This window comes from Streptomyces sp. SD15 (assembly GCF_054462255.1).
Window position 1 is genome coordinate 125,818 of the sequence record NZ_JBTLMO010000020.1, and the last position, 21,343, is coordinate 147,160.

The 21,343-nt window shown below is 70.3% G+C and carries 26 protein-coding genes and 1 pseudogene; 10 read left to right on the forward strand and 17 right to left on the reverse strand.

Annotation, left to right across the window (positions count from 1 at the left end; all coding sequences use genetic code 11):
- Positions 1-12 precede the first annotated feature (12 nt).
- Positions 13-981 (reverse strand): diacylglycerol/lipid kinase family protein, encoded by a 969-nt coding sequence (locus tag ACX28W_RS21400; RefSeq protein WP_459000607.1) that lies wholly within the window; start codon positions 979-981, stop codon positions 13-15.
- Positions 982-1,151: 170 nt separating this feature from the next.
- On the opposite strand from ACX28W_RS21400, the gene ACX28W_RS21405 reads away from it, so the two are divergent.
- On the forward strand, positions 1,152-1,601 hold the full coding sequence (locus ACX28W_RS21405; RefSeq protein WP_459000608.1) for a hypothetical protein: 450 nt from the start codon (positions 1,152-1,154) through the stop codon (positions 1,599-1,601).
- Positions 1,602-1,606: 5 nt separating this feature from the next.
- A complete protein-coding gene (locus ACX28W_RS21410; RefSeq protein WP_459000609.1) occupies positions 1,607-1,762 on the forward strand; it encodes a hypothetical protein in 156 nt (51 codons plus the stop codon).
- A gap of 219 nt (positions 1,763-1,981) precedes the next feature.
- On the opposite strand, the gene ACX28W_RS21415 is transcribed toward ACX28W_RS21410, so the two are convergent.
- The 3 genes from ACX28W_RS21415 to ACX28W_RS21425 all read right to left on the reverse strand — a co-directional run bounded on the left by ACX28W_RS21415 (position 1,982) and on the right by ACX28W_RS21425 (position 4,110).
- Positions 1,982-3,133 (reverse strand): RNA polymerase sigma factor SigF, encoded by a 1,152-nt coding sequence (locus ACX28W_RS21415; RefSeq protein WP_459000610.1) that lies wholly within the window; start codon positions 3,131-3,133, stop codon positions 1,982-1,984.
- Positions 3,130-3,543: an ATP-binding protein gene (locus ACX28W_RS21420; protein WP_054228129.1), complete on the reverse strand. Its 414-nt coding sequence runs from the start codon at positions 3,541-3,543 to the stop codon at positions 3,130-3,132. Before ACX28W_RS21420 ends, ACX28W_RS21415 begins: the two co-directional genes overlap by 4 nt.
- 306 nt (positions 3,544-3,849) lie before the next feature.
- Positions 3,850-4,110 (reverse strand): UBP-type zinc finger domain-containing protein, encoded by a 261-nt coding sequence (locus ACX28W_RS21425; RefSeq protein WP_459000611.1) that lies wholly within the window; start codon positions 4,108-4,110, stop codon positions 3,850-3,852.
- 61 nt (positions 4,111-4,171) lie between these two features.
- On the opposite strand from ACX28W_RS21425, the gene ACX28W_RS21430 reads away from it, so the two are divergent.
- A complete protein-coding gene (locus ACX28W_RS21430; protein WP_459000612.1) occupies positions 4,172-5,767 on the forward strand; it encodes a Na+/H+ antiporter in 1,596 nt (531 codons plus the stop codon).
- Between the two features lie 22 nt (positions 5,768-5,789).
- Here ACX28W_RS21430 and ACX28W_RS21435 read toward each other — a convergent pair whose 3' ends face one another.
- The 4 genes from ACX28W_RS21435 to ACX28W_RS21450 all read right to left on the reverse strand — a co-directional run bounded on the left by ACX28W_RS21435 (position 5,790) and on the right by ACX28W_RS21450 (position 8,257).
- Complete coding sequence (locus tag ACX28W_RS21435) at positions 5,790-6,227, reverse strand: VOC family protein (RefSeq protein ID WP_459000613.1); 438 nt, start codon at positions 6,225-6,227, stop codon at positions 5,790-5,792.
- The gene (locus tag ACX28W_RS21440; RefSeq protein WP_459000643.1) at positions 6,224-7,171 is read right to left on the reverse strand and encodes a 1-aminocyclopropane-1-carboxylate deaminase/D-cysteine desulfhydrase; all 948 of its coding nucleotides are present in this window, start codon (positions 7,169-7,171) and stop codon (positions 6,224-6,226) included. The genes ACX28W_RS21435 and ACX28W_RS21440 overlap by 4 nt, the downstream gene beginning before the upstream one ends.
- Before the next feature lie 88 nt (positions 7,172-7,259).
- Positions 7,260-7,850, reverse strand: a complete 591-nt coding sequence (locus ACX28W_RS21445; RefSeq protein ID WP_459000614.1) for an N-acetylmuramoyl-L-alanine amidase — start codon at positions 7,848-7,850, stop codon at positions 7,260-7,262.
- 173 nt (positions 7,851-8,023) lie between these two features.
- The gene (locus ACX28W_RS21450) at positions 8,024-8,257 is read right to left on the reverse strand and encodes a hypothetical protein (RefSeq protein ID WP_362082559.1); all 234 of its coding nucleotides are present in this window, start codon (positions 8,255-8,257) and stop codon (positions 8,024-8,026) included.
- Positions 8,258-8,557: 300 nt separating this feature from the next.
- On the opposite strand from ACX28W_RS21450, the gene ACX28W_RS21455 reads away from it, so the two are divergent.
- From ACX28W_RS21455 to ACX28W_RS21465, 3 genes are all read left to right on the forward strand, one after another.
- On the forward strand, positions 8,558-9,964 hold the full coding sequence (locus ACX28W_RS21455) for a family 2B encapsulin nanocompartment shell protein (RefSeq protein ID WP_459000615.1): 1,407 nt from the start codon (positions 8,558-8,560) through the stop codon (positions 9,962-9,964).
- 107 nt (positions 9,965-10,071) lie between these two features.
- Positions 10,072-11,118 (forward strand): family 2 encapsulin nanocompartment cargo protein polyprenyl transferase, encoded by a 1,047-nt coding sequence (locus tag ACX28W_RS21460; RefSeq protein WP_459000616.1) that lies wholly within the window; start codon positions 10,072-10,074, stop codon positions 11,116-11,118.
- A gap of 207 nt (positions 11,119-11,325) precedes the next feature.
- On the forward strand, positions 11,326-11,976 hold the full coding sequence (locus ACX28W_RS21465; RefSeq protein WP_459000617.1) for a GNAT family N-acetyltransferase: 651 nt from the start codon (positions 11,326-11,328) through the stop codon (positions 11,974-11,976).
- Here ACX28W_RS21465 and ACX28W_RS21470 read toward each other — a convergent pair.
- Entirely contained in the window at positions 11,973-12,590 is a 618-nt protein-coding gene (locus ACX28W_RS21470) for a TetR/AcrR family transcriptional regulator (RefSeq protein ID WP_459000618.1), read from the reverse strand. The two genes, ACX28W_RS21465 and ACX28W_RS21470, sit on opposite strands and share 4 nt — an antisense overlap.
- A gap of 103 nt (positions 12,591-12,693) precedes the next feature.
- Here ACX28W_RS21470 and ACX28W_RS21475 point away from each other — a divergent pair, with 103 nt between their 5' ends.
- From ACX28W_RS21475 to ACX28W_RS21485, 3 genes are all read left to right on the forward strand, one after another.
- The gene (locus tag ACX28W_RS21475) at positions 12,694-13,281 is read left to right on the forward strand and encodes a dihydrofolate reductase family protein (protein WP_459000619.1); all 588 of its coding nucleotides are present in this window, start codon (positions 12,694-12,696) and stop codon (positions 13,279-13,281) included.
- Between the two features lie 26 nt (positions 13,282-13,307).
- The gene (locus tag ACX28W_RS21480) at positions 13,308-13,526 is read left to right on the forward strand and encodes a hypothetical protein (protein ID WP_459000620.1); all 219 of its coding nucleotides are present in this window, start codon (positions 13,308-13,310) and stop codon (positions 13,524-13,526) included.
- A gap of 81 nt (positions 13,527-13,607) precedes the next feature.
- A complete protein-coding gene (locus ACX28W_RS21485) occupies positions 13,608-13,973 on the forward strand; it encodes a DUF952 domain-containing protein (RefSeq protein ID WP_459000621.1) in 366 nt (121 codons plus the stop codon).
- 24 nt (positions 13,974-13,997) lie between these two features.
- Here the strand turns inward: ACX28W_RS21485 and ACX28W_RS21490 are convergent, their stop codons facing one another.
- From ACX28W_RS21490 to ACX28W_RS21510, 5 genes and pseudogenes are all read right to left on the reverse strand, one after another.
- The gene (locus ACX28W_RS21490) at positions 13,998-14,759 is read right to left on the reverse strand and encodes a VOC family protein (RefSeq protein ID WP_459000622.1); all 762 of its coding nucleotides are present in this window, start codon (positions 14,757-14,759) and stop codon (positions 13,998-14,000) included.
- Positions 14,756-15,637 (reverse strand): ATP-grasp domain-containing protein, encoded by an 882-nt coding sequence (locus ACX28W_RS21495; RefSeq protein ID WP_459000623.1) that lies wholly within the window; start codon positions 15,635-15,637, stop codon positions 14,756-14,758. Before ACX28W_RS21495 ends, ACX28W_RS21490 begins: the two co-directional genes overlap by 4 nt.
- Before the next feature lie 131 nt (positions 15,638-15,768).
- A complete protein-coding gene (locus ACX28W_RS21500) occupies positions 15,769-16,185 on the reverse strand; it encodes a VOC family protein (protein ID WP_459000644.1) in 417 nt (138 codons plus the stop codon).
- 40 nt (positions 16,186-16,225) lie between these two features.
- The gene (locus ACX28W_RS21505) at positions 16,226-16,651 is read right to left on the reverse strand and encodes a helix-turn-helix transcriptional regulator (protein WP_362088125.1); all 426 of its coding nucleotides are present in this window, start codon (positions 16,649-16,651) and stop codon (positions 16,226-16,228) included.
- Positions 16,652-17,185: 534 nt separating this feature from the next.
- Positions 17,186-17,656, reverse strand: a pseudogene (locus ACX28W_RS21510) (ATP-binding cassette domain-containing protein); the annotation flags it as partial.
- A gap of 125 nt (positions 17,657-17,781) precedes the next feature.
- On the opposite strand from ACX28W_RS21510, the gene ACX28W_RS21515 reads away from it, so the two are divergent.
- Positions 17,782-18,108, forward strand: a complete 327-nt coding sequence (locus ACX28W_RS21515) for a hypothetical protein (RefSeq protein ID WP_459000624.1) — start codon at positions 17,782-17,784, stop codon at positions 18,106-18,108.
- Between the two features lie 38 nt (positions 18,109-18,146).
- Here the strand turns inward: ACX28W_RS21515 and ACX28W_RS21520 are convergent, their stop codons facing one another.
- From ACX28W_RS21520 to ACX28W_RS21530, 3 genes are all read right to left on the reverse strand, one after another.
- Complete coding sequence (locus ACX28W_RS21520; protein ID WP_459000625.1) at positions 18,147-18,353, reverse strand: hypothetical protein; 207 nt, start codon at positions 18,351-18,353, stop codon at positions 18,147-18,149.
- A gap of 249 nt (positions 18,354-18,602) precedes the next feature.
- Positions 18,603-19,406 carry a phosphatidate cytidylyltransferase gene (locus ACX28W_RS21525; protein ID WP_459000626.1) on the reverse strand — a complete coding sequence of 268 codons (804 nt, stop codon included), beginning with the start codon at positions 19,404-19,406 and terminating at the stop codon, positions 18,603-18,605.
- Positions 19,403-21,199, reverse strand: coding sequence for an aminotransferase class I/II-fold pyridoxal phosphate-dependent enzyme (locus ACX28W_RS21530; protein ID WP_459000627.1), 1,797 nt, complete (start codon positions 21,197-21,199; stop codon positions 19,403-19,405). The genes ACX28W_RS21525 and ACX28W_RS21530 overlap by 4 nt, the downstream gene beginning before the upstream one ends.
- Between the last annotated feature and the right edge of the window lie 144 nt (positions 21,200-21,343).

Sequence of the window (21,343 nt, forward strand, 5' to 3'; positions counted from 1 at the left end):
GGCCGCTTCCGCTCACACAATCACACGCAGTGCACGGCGAACGCCTGTGAACGTCACGCTCGTGCGCAGTCCGAGGTGGTCACCGTCCATCTGGAGGGGCAGTGGCACCTTCGAATGCAAGGTGAAGTCGGTCAAGTCGTGCAGGGAGGTGGCGTGCTTGCCGTGGGGGCCGCGCTCGGGGGACGAAGTGAGCAACTGGGTGGCATACCGGGCAACCGCGGCCGTCGACATGCGGCTGAGGCCGAGTACGTCGAGCCCGGTATCGAACGAAGCCTTAGGGGACGCGTACACCGGACGATTGCCGAGAAACGTCCACGGCGACGTGTTACAGACTATGGACAGAACGAGATCGGTGATCGGGTCCTGGCCGGGCCGCTCCAGCGTGATCTTTCCCTGTCTGCGGTGAGGTTCGTCCAAAAACTGACGTGCCGCTTGGCGCAAATACAGCGCATGAGTGGAGCGCTTGCCGCGCTCGCGCTGCTGCTCGACCCGGCCGATCACCCCGGCGTCGAAGCCGAGCCCCGCGCAGAACGTGAACCAGCGGGACGGCACCGCCTCGTCCTCGGTGCCGGGGGTACCCGCGGCGAGACCCAGGCCGACCGTGCGCTCTCGTTCCTCGCGCAGCGCGTCCAGGAGGGCGCCGGTGGCCTCCACCGCGTCGTTGGGCAGGCCCAGCGCGCGGGCGAAGACGTTGGTGGAGCCGCCGGGGACCACGGCGAGGCGAGGCAGGCGCTCCAGGTCGGGGCCGTGGTGCAGCAGGCCGTTCACGACTTCGTTGACGGTGCCGTCGCCGCCGAGGGCGACCACCAGCTCGATGTCCTTGCTCTCGGCGGCCTGCCGGCCGAGGTCCCGGGCGTGCCCGCGGTACTCGGTGGTGACCGCGTCGAGCTTCATCTCGCTCGCCAGTGCGTGGATCAACACGTCACGCGTGCGCGCACTTGTGGTGGTTGCTGCCGGATTGACCACGAGAAGTGCGCGCATGCGAAGCAGCGTACCTACCGAGTGGTACTCGTCCCAGGCCGAGATGAGGATCAGGTAAGAGTTCCGGGCGTGACCCTCGACACGGGGAGACCCGGGGGAGGTCTCGGGAGGCGCGAAGCGAGCGGTCAGGCTCCGGCGGTGCGCCGGTGGCCGAGGGCTACCCTTCAGGGGTGAGTGCTGAGCAGACCCCCACCCCCGACACCCCCACCGCGGAGCCCCGCCCCGGGCGGCTGACCGCCGCGGCGGCGCTGGCCGCGCTGGAGGGGCTCGCCCTGGCCGCGGGGGGCGCCTACATACTCGTACAGGGACTGGCGGGCGACCCCGACGACCGGCAGCAGGCCGTCACCGGGGGCGTGACGCTGATCGTGCTCGCGCTGCTGCCCCTGCTGGCCGCCCGCGGCCTGCTGCTGCGCCGCAGCTGGAGCCGGGGCCCCGCCGTCATCACCCAGATCATGGCCCTGCCCGTCGCCTACAACCTGCTCCAGGCCGACAGCATCGCCATCCCCGGAGGCATCGCCCTGGCAATCGTCGCGGTCGTGGCGCTCGCGCTGCTCATGAACCCCGCGACGACGCGGGCGCTGGGCATCCGGGGCCCAGGCGGCGCACAGGAACCGAAGTAGCACCGGTGGGTGCAGTCCGCGCGGGCGCGTTCGAGGTCGTGGCCGTCCACACCGAGATTCGTCGGCACGTCGGCGCACCCTGTGTCGTGAACGGCTCCGCGGTCGCAGCCCACGTCGGCGCGGTCGACATCCGCGGCCATGCGCGCCGAGAACCTGGCTGAACCGAACAGGACTGAACCGAACCGGACTGAATCCGGACTGAATCCGGACTGAATCCGGACTTGAATCCGGACTGAACCCGGGCCGAACCGGACTGGCACGCGCTCTGGCGCCTTCCGCGCGCCGACGGCCATGGCGCCGGCTGTCCCTCGTGTCGCGCCGACCTGTCCGTGGCTGTGGATCCCGCGTCGCGAGGCCACGAACGAGGTCGCGAGGTCGTGCTACTCCTCCACCAGCAGCTTCTCGCGGAGCTGGGCGAGTGTGCGCGCCAGCAGGCGGGAGACGTGCATCTGGGAGATGCCGACCTCCTGCGCGATCTGCGACTGCGTCATGTTGCCGAAGAAACGCAGCAGCAGGATGCGCTTCTCGCGCGGGGGAAGGTCTTCTAGCAGCGGCTTCAGCGATTCCCGGTACTCGACGCCCTCCAGCGCCTCGTCCTCGGCGCCCAGCGTGTCCGCGACGGCCGGGGACTCGTCGTCCGTGTCCGGGACGTCCAGGGACAGCGTGGAGTACGCGTTGGCGGACTCCAGACCCTCCAGGACCTCCTCCTCCGAGATGGCCAGCTTCTCGGCCAGCTCGTGGACCGTGGGGGAGCGGCCGTGCTGCTGGGACAGCTCGGCCGTCGCCGTGGTGAGCGACAGGCGCAGCTCCTGCAGTCGGCGCGGCACCCGGACCGCCCAGCCCTTGTCGCGGAAGTGCCGCTTGATCTCGCCGACGACCGTCGGGGTCGCGTACGTCGAGAACTCGACGCCGCGCTCCGGGTCGAACCGGTCGACCGACTTGATCAGGCCGATGGTGGCGACCTGGGTGAGGTCGTCCAGCGGCTCACCGCGGTTGCGGAAGCGGCGCGCGAGGTGCTCGACGAGCGGGAGGTGCATGCGGACCAGCTGGTTGCGCAGCTCCGCGTACTCGGCGCTGCCCTCCTTCAGCTTGCGCAGCTCGATGAACATCGCCCGCGCTCCGCTGCGGTCCTGCGGGTCGTGCCGGACGTACTGGGCACTCGGCCCGTGCTGCGCGCCCTGCACGCTCTGCGCGCCCTGCACGCCCTGCACCTCTGGCTTGTCGTGTTGCTCGTGCTCGCTCATAGTCCCGCCCGTCACCAGCCGCCGCCCTTCCGAGGACGTGCTCCGCGCGGCACCCTCCGGATCCCGTTGCCCGTCGTCCTGGCCGGGGAGCTGCTCCTGCTCGTCCTCGTCGACCGACGCCGTCTCTCTGGACGCCGCACCGTCCTGCGGGTGCGGCCGGGCCTGCTCGGGGATGCCGTCGACGCCCTCCACCACGCGCTGCGGCCCGCCGAGGTCGTCGACACGCCCGGCGGGCAGCTCCCGTGTGCCGCGCTCTTCGTCCCGCACCGGCCCGTCCCCGTTCCTCACGCCGGCCCGGGTCCCGCGCCGCGCTGTTTGTAGAGGCTGATCGAAACGGTCTTGTCCTCGGCGACGGTGGAGTCGACCTTGCCCGCGAGGGCCGAGAGGACGGTCCAGGCGAAGGTGTCCCGTGACGGAGCGTGACCGTCCGTGGTCGGGGCTGAGACCGTCACCTCGAGCGAGTCGTCGATGAGCCGGAAGACACAGCTGAGCACCGAGCCGGGGACGGCCTGCTGCAACAGGATCGCGCAGGCCTCGTCCACCGCGATGCGCAGGTCCTCGATCTCGTCGAGGGTGAAGTCCAAACGGGCTGCGAGGCCGGCCGTGGCCGTACGCAGTACCGACAGGTAGGCACCCGCGGCCGGCAGCCGGACTTCGACGAAGTCCTTCGTCGCGGGCTCGCCTGCGATCTGGGACACCCTCACCTCCAAGGTGGTACAAGCTCTTCGAGCTCTTTCGGGGCCGAGGGTCGCCCCCCGGGGTAACGCGCTATGTGGTTCAGCGGTGACGCTACCGCGCTCCCAAGTTTCCTGTCCTGGGGACCCCACCCCCCGCTGTCACTCATAGTAAGCCCATGAGTACGGACAGTGGCTAGGGGCTTGCGGCCCCAATTCGGAAGAGCGCGCGCCGGGTTGACGTACCCAGGCGTCAGACGGTCGAACCGTCCGGATCGAGGGTCCCACGCGTACGTGATCCATGAGCCGTATCAGTATGTCGTCAACCCGTCATACGAGCACGTGGTCGACGAAGCACCAGCGCCAATTCTCACCGATCTCGAAGGTGCGCATCACGGCGTGGCCGCTCTCCTTGAAATGCTCCGTCGCGTGCCGCATCGGCGAGGAATCGCAGCAGCCGAGGTGCCCGCATGCCAGGCACAGCCGCAGCTGCACCGGGTGCGTACCGGCAGCCAGGCACTCCAGGCAGGTTTCGCTCAGCGGCTCGGGTTCGGGGTGCGGCAGCGCGTCGGCGTGCGTGCACTGTTTCATGATTGCCAGGTTACGTCGGGTGTGCGGGATGCCGCGCGAAAACGAGGGCGGGCGGAAGACGATGCACATTTTGCCACTGCTGTTGCTGGTCGCGGGTAGTGCGGCGGTCGCCGGAGCCGCACGCCGCACGCCGGTACCGGCGCCGCTGCTGCTCGTCGCCGTGGGCCTGGTGATCTCCTACGTTCCCGGCGTGCCGGGGTACGAGCTCGACCCCGAGATCGTCCTCCCGCTGCTGCTGCCCCCGCTGCTGTATACGGCGGCCAGTGACAGCTCGTACCTCGATCTGCGGGCGCAACTGCGGCCGGTCGCGCTGCTCTCGGTCGGCTACGTGCTCTTCGCGACGCTGGTCGTCGGCTGGGCCGTCTATCTGCTCGTGCCGAGCCTGCCGTTGACCGCGGCGCTGGTGCTCGGGGCGGTGGTGGCGCCGCCGGACGCGGTCGCGGCCACGGCGGTGGCCCGCCGGGTGGGGCTGCCCTCGCGGATCACCACGATCCTGCAGGGCGAGTCCCTGGTGAACGACGCGACCGCGATCACCGCCTACAAGGTGGCCCTTGCCGCCGCGGTCGGCGCGGGCGCGACCTGGGCGGGTGGCATCGGCGAGTTCCTGGTCGCGGCGGTCGGCGGTGTGGTCGTCGGACTCGTCCTGATGGTGCCCCTCCACTGGCTGCGCACCCACCTGAAGGAACCCCTGCTGCAAAACACCCTCTCCTTGCTGATCCCCTTCGTGGCGTACGGGGTCGCCGAGCAGGTGCACGCCTCCGGCGTGCTTGCGGTGGTCGTCGTCGCGCTCTACCTCGGACACCTGGCCTGGCAGGTGGACTTCGCGACCCGGCTCCAGGAGGAGGCGGTGTGGAAGATGGTCGCGTTCATCCTGGAGTCCGCGGTGTTCGCCCTGATCGGACTGCAACTGCCGGTCGTCCTCAAGGACCTCGGCGAGTACGACGTTGCCAGCGCCGCCTGGTACGCCGTGGCCGTCTTCCTCGTCGTGGTCGCCACCCGGTTCGTGTGGGTGTATCCCGCCATCTTCCTGCCGCGGATCCTGTCGTCGCGCATCCGGGAGCGCGAGGAGAACCCCACCTGGAAGGCGCCGTTCATCATCAGCTGGGCCGGGATGCGAGGCGTGGTCTCGCTCGCCATCGCCTTCTCGATCCCGCTCACCGTGCGCGGCGGCGAAGGCTTTCCCGATCGCAATCTGATCCTCTTCCTGACCTTCACGACGGTGATCGGGACCCTGGTCGTACAGGGGCTGACGCTGCCCCCGCTGATCCACCTCCTGAAGCTGCCCGGGCGCGACACGCAGGCCGAGACGCTCGCCGAGGCGAACGCCCAGGCGCAGGCATCCCGTGCCGCCGAACAGCGCCTCGACGAGCTTCTCGCCGACGAACGCAACGCCCTGCCCCCGCCGCTCGCCGACCGGCTGCGCACGGTCCTGGAGCGCCGCCGCAACGCGGTCTGGGAGCGGCTCGGTGCCGTCAACCCCGTGACCGGCGAGACCGCCGACGACACCTACCGGCGGCTGTCCCGCGAGATGATCAGCGCCGAGCGCGAGGTCTTCGTGAAGCTACGCGACCTCCGGTACATCGACGACGAGATGCTGCGCACGCTGCTGCGCCGACTGGACCTGGAGGAGGCGGCGGCCTACCGGGAGGCGACGTGACCGTCGGGCCATGGTGCTTCGCTCACATGACCGGTGCGTCGAGGGCGAGCAGGTTCCCCTCGCTGTCACGGAACCAGGCGCCGCGCGCACCTCGTGCGCCCGTGCTCGGGTGGTTCCCCTCGACCTCGACGATCCCGTCCTTCGTCCGCCCACCGCCCAGCAGCCCCGGCAGCTCCACCTCCTCGACGACCACGCTGCGGCCTCTGAGCTCCGACACGGCTGTCTCGATGTCGTCGACCTCCCACGCCATCTGGGTGAAGGTGCCGGGAGAGGACCCCGCCGATCGGAACAGGACGAACCCCACGCCTCCGCTCCGGTACAGCAGCCCACCGGGCCGTTCCTCGACTGCCTCCAGGCCGAGCCGCTCGGCGTAGAAGCGCCGCGCCCGGTCCAGGCCCTGGGCGGGAAGCATGGTCACGGCGCGGGCCCCGCTCAGAAGGCTCCCGTCATCTGCGTTCATGCCTCCACCGTGCCGTGTGCGACCTCCCGGAGGGGTGCTCCGGTGATCACCGCCGCCACCGTCGTGTCGCGTGCGAACGCGCCCTCCTCCGTCAGGGCGACAAGTCCGTACAGCATCTTGGCGACATAGAGACGTTCGACGGGCAGGCCATGGCCCTGTTCGAAGTCCTGTGCGAAGGCGTTGAGTTCGGCGGTGGTGCGGGCGTACCCACCGAAGTGGAAGCGGTCGTCGAGGGACCAGGTGCCGCGGCGCCCGCCGAACGCGGATTCCTGGAGGGCGCCTATGTCGGCGCTCAGGAAGCCGCCCTTGAGGACGGGTATGCCCAGGGCGCGCTGGTCGGGGGCGAGACCGGCGGCCAGGCCGGCGAGGGTGCCGCCGGTGCCGCAGGCAAGGGCGACGACATCGGCGTGCCCGCGCAGCTCCGCGCCGAGCTCCTGGCAGCCGCGTACGGCAAGGGAGTTGCTGCCGCCCTCGGGGACGACATACGCGTCCTCGGCGTGCGCGGCGCGCAGGATGGCGGCCAGGGTCGGAGGCTCGGTCTTGCGGCGGTAGGTCGATCTGTCGATGAAGTGCAGACGCATGCCGTCGGCCGCGCATCGGGTCAGTGAGGGGTTGAGGGGGAGGCCGGCCAGCTCCTGGCCGCGGACCACACCGACCGTGGGCAGGCCCAGCAGTCGGCCCGCGGCGGCCGTGGCGCGCAGATGGTTCGAGTACGCGCCGCCGAAGGTGAGGACCGTACGGCCTGCCGCCGCGCGGAGATTCGGGGCCAGCTTGCGCCACTTGTTGCCGATCAGCTCCGGGTGGATCAGATCGTCCCGCTTGAGCACCAGCCGGACACCGTGACGCGCGAAGCGCTCGTCCGTGACCTGACGCAACGGCGACGGCAGTCGCGGCCGCAGACCGGTCAGGTCGAGCGCTTCGGGAACCTCGGGGGTGTCCGGGATGTCGGGGACATCGAGGAAGTCGGGGCTGGTCACCCCCTTATTGTCGGACACCTGTCCGCGACGCGGGCGCCCGGAGACCGGCCGTACGTCACTTGAGGCGGTCGCGGATGCGTTCCCTCATCGAGGCCATCGTGAAGCCGCGCGGATCGACCTTGCCCGGCTGCCATTCGAGGTGGCCGATGACCGAGCGCTCCGTCCAGCCGTGGTGGCGGCAGATCGCGGCCGCGACCTTTGCGACGGTCTCCAGCTGGGCCTCGGGCCAAGGGTCCTTGCCGTTGCCGAGGTTCTCGCACTCGAAGCCGTAGAAGTGGCGGTTGCCGTCGGTGTTCGCCTCGTTGTCCCGCGGGAGCGCCTTCTCCGCGATCACGGCGCGCAGGACTTCGTCGTCGCCCAGGCCCGCGTGGTTGGCCCGGCCGTAGCCGATGAGATGCAGCACGCCGTCCTTGGTGATGACGCCGTGGCACAGCGGTCCGGGCAGCTTGGTGTGCCCCTCGCGGCAGAGCTCGACGGTGTGCTCGCTGCCCGAGGTCACCGTGTGGTGGATCATCACGCCGTACACCGGGCCCCATGGGCCCTTGTGATTGCGGTTGTGATGCTCCCAGTCGCCGACCTCGACGACGGTGACGCCTTCCTCCCTGAGTCGGTCCAGGAATCTGCCCGCGGACATGGGTGGGGCCATGGCCGCCTCCTTCGCGCTGCACGCCGGCCACCGGTCGTGGCCGTCTCGTACCGCGGCTTCTACCCGGAACCTGAGGCTCCGGCCCAGTCGTTCGCACAGTGTGCGAGCTGATCCGGTCAGACCGGTCGGGGGCGCGGGGGCGTGTTCCTACCAGCGCGTTTCAGGAGTGTGGTTCAGGAACGCAGGAACGCGTCCCCGTTCGTCGCGATGTGACTCTCCAAGGCGTGAAGGGCCTGTTGGGTCGCCTCGGGGGAGCCGCTGCCGCGCCGCTCCGCGTAGTACGCCGCGCCCAGTCTTTTGAGGAGGTCGCTGCCCGCGCGCTGGGCCTGCACCTCGTCGAGCTTCTGCTTGCCCTGCGTGAGCCCTCGCTGCGCCTGTTCCTTGGCGCGGTCCAGGAAGCCTGCCATTGCTGTCTCCCGTCGTTGTCCGTCGAAGAGTCAAACGGTTGGCCGGATCTTGGAGTTCCCGACCGCAACGGCGGCCCGCTGTTCGACCACAACGGCTCCGCACTGTTCGAGGAATGGCCTCGGGATGGCATCGAGGGATGGCCTCGGCGGCTCGGGTCGGCGGCTCGGCGGATCGACAGAATCGGGTCCTCTGCCCAATCCACCCTGATCCATTCCCGCTCATTCGTGTAATAGCACCGGCACGCTCAGTGATGGAAGGCTGGTCCTCGCAGATCAGTGCATGACCGGGAGGGCTATTTCATGTCGGTAGGCGAAGAGGTTCGCGAGGGTCAGGGCAAGCCGCAGCAGAGTCTCGGCACATCCGCCGCGCGGAACCTGGCCACCACCACCAAGTCCGCACCCCAGATGCAGGAGATCAGTTCACGGTGGCTGCTGCGCATGCTTCCGTGGGTGAACGTGCAGGGTGGCACGTACCGCGTGAACCGGCGGCTCAGTTATTCCGTGGGCGACGGCCGTGTGACATTCGTGAAGACCGGTGACCGGGTGCAGGTCATCCCCGCGGAGCTCGGCGAGCTGTCCGTGCTGCGGTCGTACGAGGACCAGGAGGTGCTGGGCGAGCTCGCCCAGCGCTGCCAGCAGCGCGAGTTCGCAGCGGGCGAAGTGCTCGCCTCGTTCGGCAGCCAGGCCGACGAGGTGTTCCTGCTCGCGCACGGCAAGGTCGAGAAGATCGGCACGGGCCCGTACGGCGACGACGCGATCCTCGGCGTCCTCGCCGACGGCGCGTACTTCGGCGAGCAGGCGCTCATCGACCCCGACGCCATCTGGGAGTACACGGCCCGCGCGGTCACCGCGGTCACCGTGCTCACGCTGCCCCGCCAGGACCTCGAGCAGGTCGCGGAGCGCGCCGAGTCCCTGCGCACCCACCTCCAGATGCTGCGCGCGGTTCCGGAGCAGCGCACCAACAAGTACGGCGAGAAGGAGATCGACCTCGCGGCCGGCCACACCGGCGAGCCGGACATCCCCGGCACCTTCGTGGACTACGAGGCCGCGCCGCGCGAGTACGAACTGAGCATCGCCCAGACCGTGCTGCGCCTGCACACGCGTGTGGCCGATCTCTACAACCAGCCGATGAACCAGACGGAGCAGCAGCTCCGCCTCACCGTCGAGGCCTTGAAGGAGCGCCAGGAGCACGAGCTCGTCAACAACCGCGAGTTCGGGCTGCTCAACAACTGCGAGTACGACCAGCGGCTCCAGCCCCACGACGGTGTCCCCGGCCCCGACGACCTCGACGAACTGCTCAGCCGCAGGCGCGGCACCAAGCTGTTCCTCGCTCACCCGCGCGCGATCTCCGCGTTCGGCCGCGAGTGCAACAGGCGCGGCCTGGTCCCCGAGAGCATCGAGATCGCGGGCAACCGCATCCCGACCTGGCGCGGCGTCCCGCTCTTCCCGTGCAACAAGATTCCGGTCAGCGATGCCCGGACCACCTCGATCATCGCCATGCGTACCGGGGAGGCCGAGCAGGGCGTCATCGGGCTTCAGCAGGCGGGCATCCCGGACGAGATCGAGCCGAGCCTGTCGGTGCGCTTCATGGGTATCAACGAGCAGGCGATCATCTCCTACCTGGTGACGGCGTACTACTCGGCCGCCGTGCTTGTGCCGGACGCCCTCGGCATCCTGGAGAACGTAGAGATCGGCCGCTGGCGGTGACCATCGGGACGCCGCCCTCGGTGGTCCCGCCCGGCCTGGCGGGACCACCCGGAGCCGAGCAGAGCCCGGCCGAGAGCCTCGACGGGCGGAGCTCCACCGGGAGGCCCATGAAAAGGCAGGTCCGGCCCGACCGGCTCGACGGGCAGGAAGCGGCGGGCATCCTGGAGCGCACGCGGGCGTCCGTCGACCCCGAACTGCGTAGGGCCATCGACTCGCTGCCGGGTTCGATGCGCCGGATTGCGCTCTACCACTTCGGCTGGGAGCACGCGGACGGCACCCCGGCGGCCGGGAACGCGGGCAAGGCGATCCGCCCCGCCCTCGTGCTGACCGCCGCCCGGGCGCTCGGCGGTGAGCACGCGACGGCCGTACGAGCGGCCGCCGCCGTGGAGTTGATCCACAACTTCACGCTGCTGCACGACGACGTCATGGACCGGGACACCACCCGAAGACACCGCCCCACCGCGTGGACCGTGTTCGGCGACGCCGACGCCATCCTCGCCGGAGACTCCCTGCAGGCGCTGGCCCAGCGGCTGCTCGCCGAGGACCCGCACCCGGCGTCCGCGGCCGCCGCCGCCCGGCTGGCGTCCTGCGTCGTCGAGCTGTGCGCGGGACAGCACGCGGACACGTCCATGGAGAAGCGCGGCCCCGGCGAGGTCACCCTCGACGAGTGCCTCGCGACGGCCGAGGCGAAGACGGGCGCGTTGCTCGGCTGCGCCTGCGCGCTGGGGGCGCTGTATGCGGGGGCCGACGACGAAGACGTCGAGGCGCTCGACGCGTTCGGCAGGGAGGCCGGGCTCGCCTTCCAGCTGATCGACGACGTGATCGGGATCTGGGGGGACCCGAGCCGCACCGGCAAGCCGGCCGGGGCGGACCTCATCGCCCGCAAGAAGTCTCTGCCCGTGGTGGCCGCGCTCGCCACCGGCACCCCGGCGGCCACGGAACTCGCCGATCTGTACGGAATTCCGTACCAGGAAGGGGAGCTGGAGCGCACGGTGCTGGCTGTCGAGCGGGCGGGCGGCCGCGACTGGGCGCAGCTCCAGGCGGCCGACCGGATGTCCCGGGCGATGCACGAGCTGTCCCGGGCGGTCCCCGAACCGGAGGCGGCGGGCGGCCTCCTTGCGCTCGCGGAGTTCGTGACGCGGCGCAGCAACTGAAGCCGTCGGCAGGGAGCGACGGTTGAAGACCCCGGGGCCGCCAGGGCCGTACGGCACCTGACCTCCGTACGGCACCGGGCTCCGGCTCGGGCGGGTCCCGCGCATCCCCACGGTGCGCGGGGCCGGCCCCTTTTTCCGTGGCGCCCCGGCTTGCCTGCAACTGCCATATGATCTACGGCAGTTGAGGCGGAGGGGCGGGAGCGGAACATGGGTGTGGGGATCCGGACGGCGGGCGAGGGTGATCGCGAGCTGGTCACCAGGCTGCTCGACGAGGCGTTCCAGGGCGACCCGGTGAGCAGCTGGATCTTCCCCGACACAGCGCACCGCGGCAGCACGCATCCCCGGTTGATGGGGATGTTCCTCGACATCGTGCTCGCAGAGGGCCGCGTCGACCTCACCGAGGACGGCTCGGCGTGCGCGCTGTGGCTGTCCGTGCCCGCCGCGGCCGACGGCGACCACGTCGATGAGGGTGACGGGCCCGCGCAGCTGCGTGCGGCCGTCGATCCGGACAATGAGCGCGTCGAGCTGGTGGGCCGCCTGACGGGCCGGGTGCACCCGGTCGGGCGCGCCCACGAGTATCTGTGGTTGATCGCGGTGACGCCCGACCGCCAGGGCGAGGGGCTCGGCACCGCGCTCATGCAGCCGGTCCTGGACCGCTGCGACCGGGCGGGCCTGCCCGCCTATCTGGAGGCGAGCAGCGCCCGCAGCCGCGAGCTGTACGAGCGCCTCGGCTTCGTCTTCACGGGCCGTACGGTGGATCTGCCGGACGGTCCTCCGATGTGGCCGATGTGGCGCGAGCCGCAGGGGGAGTCCCGGGGCGAATCCCAGGACGCACCCCTGGACCGGCCCCAGAGCTAGCCCTCCTCGCCCTCCTCGCCTTCTCGGTCCTCCGGCACGATCGTCGTCACGATCAACTCGACCAGCCCGTCCGGGACGGCGACACCGGGCAGTACGCCGTCCAGTACCCCCGGCAGTGTCAGCTGCTCCAGGAGCAGCCCGAGCATGGCGAGATAGAGCACCGTCACTGCGCCGTCGCCGCCGGGCAGGCCGGCACCGCGGTGGAACTCCATGCCGTCCTCGAGGTCCCCGCGCACCGATCGGGTGTACGAGGCGCGCAGCGCCGGGCGGCGGGTGGCCTCCAGGCGCATCTCGAAGAGGGCGAGGTAGCCCGTGCGGTCGCGCGTCGCGCGGGCCAGCAGGTCACGCATGAACTCCAGCACCAGTGAGCGGTCCCGCGGCCCCTTCAGCAGCTCGGCGAGCACGGTGGGATCCGGTGCGAGGCGCCGGTGGAGGTGGGCGTCGATCTGGAAGAGCAGGTCGTCGCGGTCGGTGAAGTAGTTCGACGAGGTGCCGACCGGCACGGCCGCCTCCCCGTCCACCGCGCGGAACGTCAGCCCGCGCGCACCCTCGCGGGCCAGCACAGCCACGGCTGCGTCGACGAGAGCGGCCCTGCGCTCCGGGTTCCTTGCCATGCCGGTGCCTCTTTCGGAATTGCCTTGCAACCACTACAGGTGAAGCACTATAACTGCAGTGGTTGAGGCGCCGTAAACGAACCGCTGACGAAAAGAGACCCGCTTGCGCAAGCTCACGTACTTCATCGCCTGCTCGATCGACGGCTTCATCGGAGCGCCGGACGGCGACGCGCAGTTCTTCGTTCCGTTCGTCGACGAGGAGTACATGGAGGATTTCCTCAAGGCGGAGTACCCCGAGACCCTGCCGACCCACGGCCGCCGCCCGCTCGGCATCGACGAACTGGCGAACCGGAGGTTCGACACGATCATCCAGGGCCGTGCCAGCTACGACCTGGCGCTCGACCTCGGAGTCACCAGCCCCTACGCCCATCTGCGCGAGTACGTCGCCTCGCGCAGCCTGACGGAGTCGCCCGACCCGCATGTGGAGATCGTCTCCGGCGACCTCGTCGGAAAGATCCGTGAGCTCAAGGCCGAGGAGAGCGAGCTCGGCATCTACCTGTGCGGCGGCGCGCGGCTCGCGGGTGCGCTGTTCGACGAGGTGGACGAACTGGTCATCAAGACGTACCCGGTGGTCCTGGGCTCCGGGATGCCGATGTTCGCCGCCGACTTCCGCGTCTCGGAGTTCGTGCTCGACGACGCGCGTGCCTTCAAGAACGGGGTCTTCGTGCGGACGTACAGCAGGAAGCACTGAGACCGGTTCCGCAATACCCTGAAGACATGGGCACCGATGAGTATGTCTGCCCCGTCTGCCGGCAACCGGTCGCCGCCACGGTCGTACGGCGCCACAAGACGCTGGGCGCGTTCGTCCCCGTCTGGGGTCCGGGACCTTGCCGGAACCCCGAGTGCGGAGCGAACGCCGATCAGTCCGACCATGAGCCCCGGGCTCGTCCCGAGGAGCCGGTCAAGGAAGAACGGCAGACCACGCAGGGCGGATGACGAGGTACCGGAGGGGCGCGGCCTCCCGGGGCGGCGCCTCATTCCGGTGTGCCTCATGGCGTCGGGGCCTAACCTTGCGGCATGTCCGAACCTCTTGTCCATGTGACCGAGCGCGCCCTGTGGGACGCGGCCCGGGAGACCGGTACGTACGAGATGTCCACCCGTGGCCGCACCCTCCAGGAGGAGGGCTTCATCCACTGCTCACTGCGGCACCAGCTTCCGGGAGTGGCGTCCTTCCTGTACGGCTCGTACGCCGGGCCCGACGAACTGGTGGTCCTGGTCATCGACGAGGACCGGCTGGGAGTGCCGGTGCGGTACGAGGCCGCGGAGCCCGGCGGCGAGGAGTTTCCGCACATCTACGGGCCGATTCCGGTGGCGGCCGTGATCGACGTGGAGGTGTGGGAGGCGGGCCGGTCCGGGGAGCGGGCCCAAGCCGACGGGGCCTAGCCGACGGGGCCTAGCCGACCGGGCCTAGCCGGGGAGGCTGCCTGTGTCCGGGTCGCGGCCCGTCAGGCAGTACGTGCCGCCGGCCGGGTCCCGCATGACGGTCCAGCGGGCCCCGCGGCCGACGAGCGTGGCGCCGAGGTCTTCGTGGTGGGCGCGGACCGCCTCGATGTCCGAGCAGGCGATGTCGAGGTGGGCGGAGGCGGGGCGGGCGGTGCCGAGACGTTGCAGGAGGATGCGGACCGGCAGCGTGGCGGGCGGCTTGATCAGATGGAACTCCGGGAGCGCGCCCCGGTGGGACTCCCATCCGGTGAGGTCGGCCCAGAAGGCGACTTCGGCCTCGAAGAGGGCGGGTGCCACATCGAGGCAGACCTGGTCGAGGCGGCTGGTGGCGCCGGTGGGGCCCGCGACCACGGGTGGCCGGGCCGACTCGCTCTGCCACCGGACCGCGCAGAACAGCTGGCCGCCGGGGGAGCGCAGTACGGACCACCCCGGGTGGTCGGCGACGACCTCGGCGCCGAGTCGCAGGGCCGACTGCACCAGCGCCGACACGTCCTCGACGGCGAGGTCGAGATGGGCGCCGCCGTCGCCCTGCGCCTGCCCACCGACGCCCTGCGCCTTCAGGCAGGCATCGGATCCGTCCGGGAGCAGGGTCACGAACTCGCCCTGTTCGCCGCGTGGTTCGGACGGTCTCGTCTCCGTGACCGCGGTCCAGAAGTCACAGGCCGGCCCGAACTCCTTCACGGGCCGGTCGATGAAGGCGTAGACCCACCGGATGGGTTCTGTCATCGGTATCTGCCGCTCCCGTTCAGCCAGTCGGTACGTGCGGCTCGTACCGTCTCCTGTTCGATCAGTGCGCGCAACGACGTTTTCACGCGGGCGACGAAGGCGTCCCGGGTGGAGGCGGAAAGAACGTCGAGCGAAAGATACGGGTTGAGGTCCTCCAGCTCCACGAGGAGCAGCTCACCGTCGGGGGCCCGGCAGGCATCCACGCGCTGGATGCCGTACGCGATGTCGTTCCAGTCGACGAAGCGCTGCGCGAACTCCCGGTCCCGCTCGGTCGGTTCGTACGGCTCCAGGGACCAGCGCTCGTCCGGGCGGGGCGCATACAGGGCGTACTGGAGGGTGCGATCGATGAAGTAGAAGGACACCTCGTAGCGGAAATCGATGCGTGGCTGGACGAGGATGCCGTCGTACGACAGTTCGGCGAGCCGGTCGCGCGCCACGAACTCCAGGCCTATGGAGTCCGCTCCCAGTTTCGGCTTCACGACGTACGTGTCGACGTCCGGCAGCCGTCCCACGTCCTGCGCGCGGTCGACGGTGGGGATGACCGGATATCCGGCCGCGGTCAGCTCCAGCAGGTATTCCTTCCCCGCCATGTCGCCCTTGCCCGACAGTTGGTTGTACACGCGTACGCCATCCGCGAGCGCACGCTCGCGGAACGCCTCGTACTCCGCCTGGTGGTTCAGCACCGGCCCGCTGTTGCGCACCACCACGGCGTCGAAACCGTCCATCAGCGCGGCCACGTCCAGCGGATGGCATACGGCGATGTCGAACTCCTCCCGCAGTCGGGAGGTGAGGAAGATGTCCTCGTCGCAGTACCGCCGCCCCTTGGCCGGATAGGCCAGGTCACTGACGTAGAGGACGCGGGGGCGTGCGGACGGCACAGCGGTGACTCCTGACTGCTCGGAACTCCTCCGACTTCAGATGTTCCAGGTCACGGGCAGCCCGCTTCCGCAGAACACACAGACGTAGTCTGCCGCCCGCGCGATCCCGTCCTCCCGGCACCCCGGGCAGCTCAGTCGCCGCGCCGCTCGGTGAAGCGCAGGAGGTTGCCCGCCGGGTCGCGGAAGGCGCAGTCGCGGACGCCGTACGGCTGGTCCATCGGCTCCTGGAGGACATCGGCGCCGGAGGCCTGGACGCGTGCGTAGAGGGCATCGCAGTCGGTGGTGGAGAAGATGACGCCGCGCAGGACGCCCTTGGCGAGGAGCTCGGCCATGGCCTGCTTGTCGGCGGGGGAGGTGTTCGGGTCCGCGGCGGGGGGCTCCAGGACGATTTCCACGTCCGGCTGGAGCGGCGAGCCGACCGTCACCCAGCGCATGCCCTCGAACCCGACGTCACCCCGGACTTCCAGGCCCAGCACGTCTCGGTAGAAGGCGAGCGCCTTGTCGTGGTCGTCCACGGCTATGAAGCACTGGGAGAGTTTCAGGTCCACGGTGTCCACGGTTCTGTCCATTCCGTTCATGGGTCTCACGCTAGAGGCGTGTCCCCGGCTCTGCTTCCGGATTGCGGTGGCGGGCCGGGCGGGTGAGTCGCTGGGCCACGCAGGGCGGGATGGGGGCGCCGTGGTCGTGCGGGCGGGCCCGGTATGCGCTCGGGGTCTCGCCGACCAGCTCGGTGAAGCGGGAGCTGAAGGAACCCAGCGATGTACAACCGACGGCGAGGCAGACCTCCGTGACCGTCAGGTCGCCGCGGCGCAGCAAGACCTTGGCCCGTTCTATGCGGCGGGTCATCAGATAGTTGTACGGCGTCTCGCCGTACGCCGCCCGGAAGCTTCGCTGGAAGTGGCCGGGCGACATCAGCGCGGTGCGCGCGAGGGCGGCCACGTCCAGCGGCTCCGCGTACTCACGGTCCATCCGGTCCCGTGTCCGGCGCAGCCGGACCAGATCCTCCAGAGTCATTTCTTCAGGATGGCACGCGGCACTGACAGCGGGCGGGGGCCGTACGAAGCCCGTCGGGGCCGGCCCGCTCGCTAACCTGCTCGAGTGACCACCGAGCTGACCTTCCTCTGCGCTGCGCGGCTTCCAACGGACACCGCGACCGAGATGGCCCCGGAGGTCGCGGCCATCAGGATGATGCCGGGCGCCACGTAGTCGACCTAGGGCCTGTCCGGCGGATCATGCCGGAGACGCGGGGTCTGGTGCGCCGATCTGCGGCGTTGTCGTCGGTTGCCGACTCCCCCAAGTTCTCGGCTTCGCTCGAACAGGGGGGACCCCCATCGCGTCGACGCCCTCCTCCGCCTTGCAGCTCGACGCACCAGACCCCGCTCACCTGAGCTGACAAGGCGCCGCTGCTTCTCTCCGACCTGATCCGCCGGACAGGCCCTAGTCACCGCCGCCCGTGGGGTCGATCCCGGCGCCGAGGGCGTAGACGTCGTCGGGGTCGGGGGTGTGCACGGTCAGGCTCTCGGTCTCGATGGACTCCGCGTCCAACCAGTACGCGGCGGGCAGCTTCTTCGCCGCGCCGGTCAGATCGAACCGCTCCAGCAACTCCGCGGCCCGCCGCTTGCCCTCCCGCCGGCCCAGATGATGCAGATCGGCCATCAGCAGCAGGTTCTCCTCGCCGGTGAGCATGCCGTCCACCGCCGCGAACTGTCCCGTGACTCCGATCTGGGCGCGTACGGCGTCCGGGTCGCGCACCGGGTCGTGCCCGCCGACCCGCAGCTCGCCGCCGTCGGCGCCGGTCAGCGTCGACAGGATCTGCACGATCGTGGTCTTGCCTGCCCCGTTCGGCCCGAGCAGCGAGAAGACGGTGCCCTCGGCGACGGCCAGATCGATCCCGTCGAGGATGACGTGATCGCCGTACGCCTTGCGCAGTCCTGTCGCCGTGGCGGCCTGGCCGGGTGAGGTGCCGGTCGGGGTGGCGGGCGATGTGGCGGCCGATGAGGTGGCCGGTGTCGTGGTCATGGGAGGAGCGTGGGGGCGAGCGGCTTCACGGCGGCATCGGGGCGGTTTCACGGTGGCTTCCCAGCGGGGCCACCTGGCACGATGCCGTCCACGGACACCGTCCACGGACAGCATCAGGAGCCGCCATGACCTTCGTCGGAGAGACCTGGCGGTTGCTCGGCCCGTCGGGCGTGGTCGGCGAGATCGTCATCGAGGAGGCGGACTTCCCCTGGCTGCACGGCCGCTTCGTCGGAAGGCCCGGATTCGCGGAACTACGCCCCCTCTTCGACCGGGAGCTGGCCCTCGTCGCCCGTATCGACGAGGCGTACGAGGAATGGGAGGCGGCGTACGAGAAGGTGGCCGCCGCCGTCACCCTCGTCGCCCCCGACCATCCCGTGGCCGACTTCCTGCTGCACATCGACGGGGACAAGGCGTGGTTCCGCTGGACGGAGGAACCGTCGGACGGCGGCTGAATACCGACGCGGCCAACGATTCCCACCAACGGGGTGGATCAGCGTTCGTGCCGACCCATCGGATCCGTACCGGTCCTCGCCCTGCTGGACCTGCGCCACACGTCCCAGGCATACGTCAGGCTTCCGAAGCCGAACAACCAGGCGATGGCCTCTCCCGACACCGCCAGCGCGATGCAGAGTCCGGCGAGGACCAGGCATGCGATGACCTCCGCGGCGCCCTTCAGGAGGTTGATGTTCCGTTTCATCGGTCCGCTTTCAGGGGTTTCGGTGGAGCGTTTCGGTGGCGGGTTTCGGCGGCGGGTTTCGGTGGGGTGCTGATCGGCACCGAGCCAGTTGTAGCGGGTGGAGGACTGGACTGCCTCGGGGTTCCGTATTTCGTGGCCGTTCAGGTCGGTCCTTGCCGGGATCCAGAGGGATCCAGAGTGTCCGACCGGCCGTCAGAGCCGCCCTGTGGGCCGCGTATCGAAAGCCCTGTAAGGGGGATCAACCTCAACTCAGCGCAGGACAAGCAGGACAGCCAGTGCGATGAGCAGCGAATCGATCCTGTCCAGCAGGCCGCCGGAGCCGGGTAGCCAACGGCCCGCGTCCTTCACCTGTGCACCTCTTTTGATCATGGATTCGAGAAGGTCGCCGGCCGGGCCGCCGACCGCCACCGCAACCGCCATCGGCCAGCTCAGTGCGGACAGTACGGCGAGCACGCCGAGGCCGGCCGAGGCCCCTGCCAGGGTCCCGCTCCACCGCTTGGCCGGTGACAGGGGCGACAGCCGCGGCCCGCCCAGCCCTCGACCGGCGAAGTACGCCACGATGTCGGCGAGGGAGACCGCCACGAACAGCGCAAGCGCGCTTGCCCCGAGCGGCACCAGCGCGGCCAGCACACTCAGCCAGGCCAGCCCGAGCAGGTTGGCGCCCAGCCGACGCAGGCCGTGGTCGGCGTCGCCGGCCAGGAGCGGCACCGCGGCCACCGCGAGCGCCCCGATCGCGACCGCCCGGAGCTCCTGTCCGGGCGCCAACCAGGCGGCCAGCACCACGCCTGCCACCGCCGCGGCCAGCACCCCCCGGTCCACCCGGCCCAGTTGCATCAGCCCGCCGAACTCGATCACCGCAATCACCCCGACCACGATGGCGATGGCCGCGGTGCCCGGGCGGCCCCACCAGAACGCCCCGGTGACCAGTGGCACCCCGACCGCCCAGGCGCACCACCGGATCAGCAGCTCACGGCGCCGGGACACCGCCACCGCAATGCCGCCAAGGGCCAGCGCCCCACCGAGGTAGGGCGCCAGGGAGGCCACGGTCATCATCGAGCGGATCCGGCCGCGGGAACCACCGAAGGTACGGGAGCCCCCGAAGGCATCGGAACGAGCGAGGCCGAACCCGGTCGCAGCACGTCCAGGGCGGCCTGACATGCGGCCACCATGCGCGCATTCTCAGCGGTGTCCTTGACCGCGAGACGCACGGTGCGCCCCTGGTACTCCGACGACATCGGCGACAGGTCGCGCAGGTATACGTCGCGACGGCGGCACTCGTTCACCACTTGCGCGGCACTCGGCCCGCCGGACGGCAGGGTCACGGTGAGGAAGTTCGCCACGGCCTCCTCGACCACCACGTCCTCGTCCAACCCGGCCAGGTCGGCAGCCAGTTGCCGGCGCAGCGCGTGGGTGCGAAGCCAGCAGTCGCTGTAGTACGCCGGGTCGCGCAGGGCTGCCACTGCGGCCAGCTGCGCCGGGAGGCTGACCGGCCAGGGCGGCGTCCATCGGCGTAGCTGCGCCGCGGTGGTCGGCTCGGCCACCAGATAGGCGGCCCGCATGCCCGACAGCGCGTACATCTTGGACAGTGAGGTGCAGACCACCACCCGCGGGTCCGTCGCGGCGAGGCCGGCGAGCGACTCGCTCAGGTCGACATAGCCCAGGTATGCCTCGTCGATCCACCAGCGGGTGCGGGCCGGCGCGGAGGCGATCAGCGAGCGCAGTTCCGCGGCCGGCGCGTGGCGTCCGGTCGGGTTGTTCGGGTTGACCACCACCACAAGGTCGTAGCGGCCGGACCCGACGGCAGCGGACAGCCGGGCCGGATCGATCCGCCAGCCGTCTTCGCGGCGCAACCGGAAGCGGTCCACCCGGCATCCGATCACCCTCTCCGTGACATGGGCGTACTCGCCGTAGCCCGGGTCCATCAGAAGCACCCTGCTCTCCGGGGTCAGCCACCGGCCGAACGCCCTGAAGATCAAGTCGGATGACCCGGCGCCGACCGCGAGCGTCTCCACCGGAAGCGCCCGGGCCGCGGCGATTTCCGCCAGCAGGCCCTCGGCGCCGGTCGGCGGCGAGGTCCGGGCGGCCCAGGCCGGATCTTCCGCGAGCGCCGCCCGCACCCCTGGGGCCGGCGGGAACCAGGCGTCCAGCACGTCGGCCGCGACCACCTGATGGCGGCGGTGCAGGCTACGGAAGTCCGTGCCGATGGCGGTGAACGAGGCGCCGCCGTGTTCGCAGCCGTCCGGCCGGGGTGCGAACGCCACGTCCAGCTGCCAGTCCACCTCGGACCGCAGGCGCTCCAACGTGGTGCGGTGGCGGTCCATCGTGACCTTCGTCAGCTCGGCCACGCTGCCGGTCAGCACCTCGAACGTCAACGCACCGCTGCGGACGGTACGGCCGACCGGGCGCAGGCCGACGGCCAGGTACAGGTTGAGCAGCTCGGTGCGCCCCATCGCCACCACCCGGCGACCGCCCCGGGCGGCGATCCAGCGCAGCGCCGCCCACATCAGCAGCGGTGCCGCCGCGGTGGCCCGCCAGCGCGGCTCGACGGTGAGGATGCGTACCTCGAACAGATCGTCCTCGGTCAGCAGCGGCAGCTCGTCGCGGGTCAGGTACTTGTCCAGCGCGTACCGCCCCAACCAGGGCGGAGTCAGGCTGACAAAGCCGATTCGGGCCGCTCCTCGCGCCGCGACCAGGTAGACGTTGTCGCCGTCCAGCCCGTCGCGAAGCCGCCCGGCCGGATCCGGCACATGCTGGCCCAGCTCCTGCGCATACACCCGGTGACGTAGCTCGTAGATCCACTCAAGATCCTCCGGAGTGGCAGCACGCAGCTGTAGGTCACGACCCATAAGCACCTCTCTCGACGCAGAGGACACCATCATGGGAAGCGCAGATCGGCTGCGTCAGGGCTGAGCGACGCAGTGAGCCTGAGTACGCGTACTCAGCTGACCAACCCAAGGGAGAACCGACTTGGTCAAGGGGTGAACCCCTCG

Bases quoted from the DNA above. Each gene is read 5' to 3' on its own strand.
- ACX28W_RS21470 (WP_459000618.1), bottom strand. From the start codon at position 12,590: ATGGCAAGGAACCCGGAGCGCAGGGCCGCTCTCGTCGACGCAGCCGTG.
- ACX28W_RS21445 (WP_459000614.1), bottom strand. From the start codon at position 7,850: ATGGCCCCACCCATGTCCGCGGGCAGATTCCTGGACCGACTCAGGGAG.
- ACX28W_RS21425 (WP_459000611.1), bottom strand. From the start codon at position 4,110: ATGAAACAGTGCACGCACGCCGACGCGCTGCCGCACCCCGAACCCGAG.
- ACX28W_RS21515 (WP_459000624.1), top strand. From the start codon at position 17,782: ATGACCTTCGTCGGAGAGACCTGGCGGTTGCTCGGCCCGTCGGGCGTG.
- ACX28W_RS21465 (WP_459000617.1), top strand. From the start codon at position 11,326: ATGGGTGTGGGGATCCGGACGGCGGGCGAGGGTGATCGCGAGCTGGTC.
- ACX28W_RS21460 (WP_459000616.1), top strand. From the start codon at position 10,072: ATGAAAAGGCAGGTCCGGCCCGACCGGCTCGACGGGCAGGAAGCGGCG.
- ACX28W_RS21430 (WP_459000612.1), top strand. From the start codon at position 4,172: ATGCACATTTTGCCACTGCTGTTGCTGGTCGCGGGTAGTGCGGCGGTC.
- ACX28W_RS21480 (WP_459000620.1), top strand. From the start codon at position 13,308: ATGGGCACCGATGAGTATGTCTGCCCCGTCTGCCGGCAACCGGTCGCC.
- ACX28W_RS21505 (WP_362088125.1), bottom strand. From the start codon at position 16,651: ATGACTCTGGAGGATCTGGTCCGGCTGCGCCGGACACGGGACCGGATG.
- ACX28W_RS21485 (WP_459000621.1), top strand. From the start codon at position 13,608: ATGTCCGAACCTCTTGTCCATGTGACCGAGCGCGCCCTGTGGGACGCG.
- ACX28W_RS21520 (WP_459000625.1), bottom strand. From the start codon at position 18,353: ATGAAACGGAACATCAACCTCCTGAAGGGCGCCGCGGAGGTCATCGCA.
- ACX28W_RS21530 (WP_459000627.1), bottom strand. From the start codon at position 21,199: ATGGGTCGTGACCTACAGCTGCGTGCTGCCACTCCGGAGGATCTTGAG.
- ACX28W_RS21450 (WP_362082559.1), bottom strand. From the start codon at position 8,257: ATGGCAGGCTTCCTGGACCGCGCCAAGGAACAGGCGCAGCGAGGGCTC.
- ACX28W_RS21455 (WP_459000615.1), top strand. From the start codon at position 8,558: ATGTCGGTAGGCGAAGAGGTTCGCGAGGGTCAGGGCAAGCCGCAGCAG.
- ACX28W_RS21490 (WP_459000622.1), bottom strand. From the start codon at position 14,759: ATGACAGAACCCATCCGGTGGGTCTACGCCTTCATCGACCGGCCCGTG.
- ACX28W_RS21435 (WP_459000613.1), bottom strand. From the start codon at position 6,227: ATGAACGCAGATGACGGGAGCCTTCTGAGCGGGGCCCGCGCCGTGACC.
- ACX28W_RS21400 (WP_459000607.1), bottom strand. From the start codon at position 981: ATGCGCGCACTTCTCGTGGTCAATCCGGCAGCAACCACCACAAGTGCG.
- ACX28W_RS21525 (WP_459000626.1), bottom strand. From the start codon at position 19,406: ATGATGACCGTGGCCTCCCTGGCGCCCTACCTCGGTGGGGCGCTGGCC.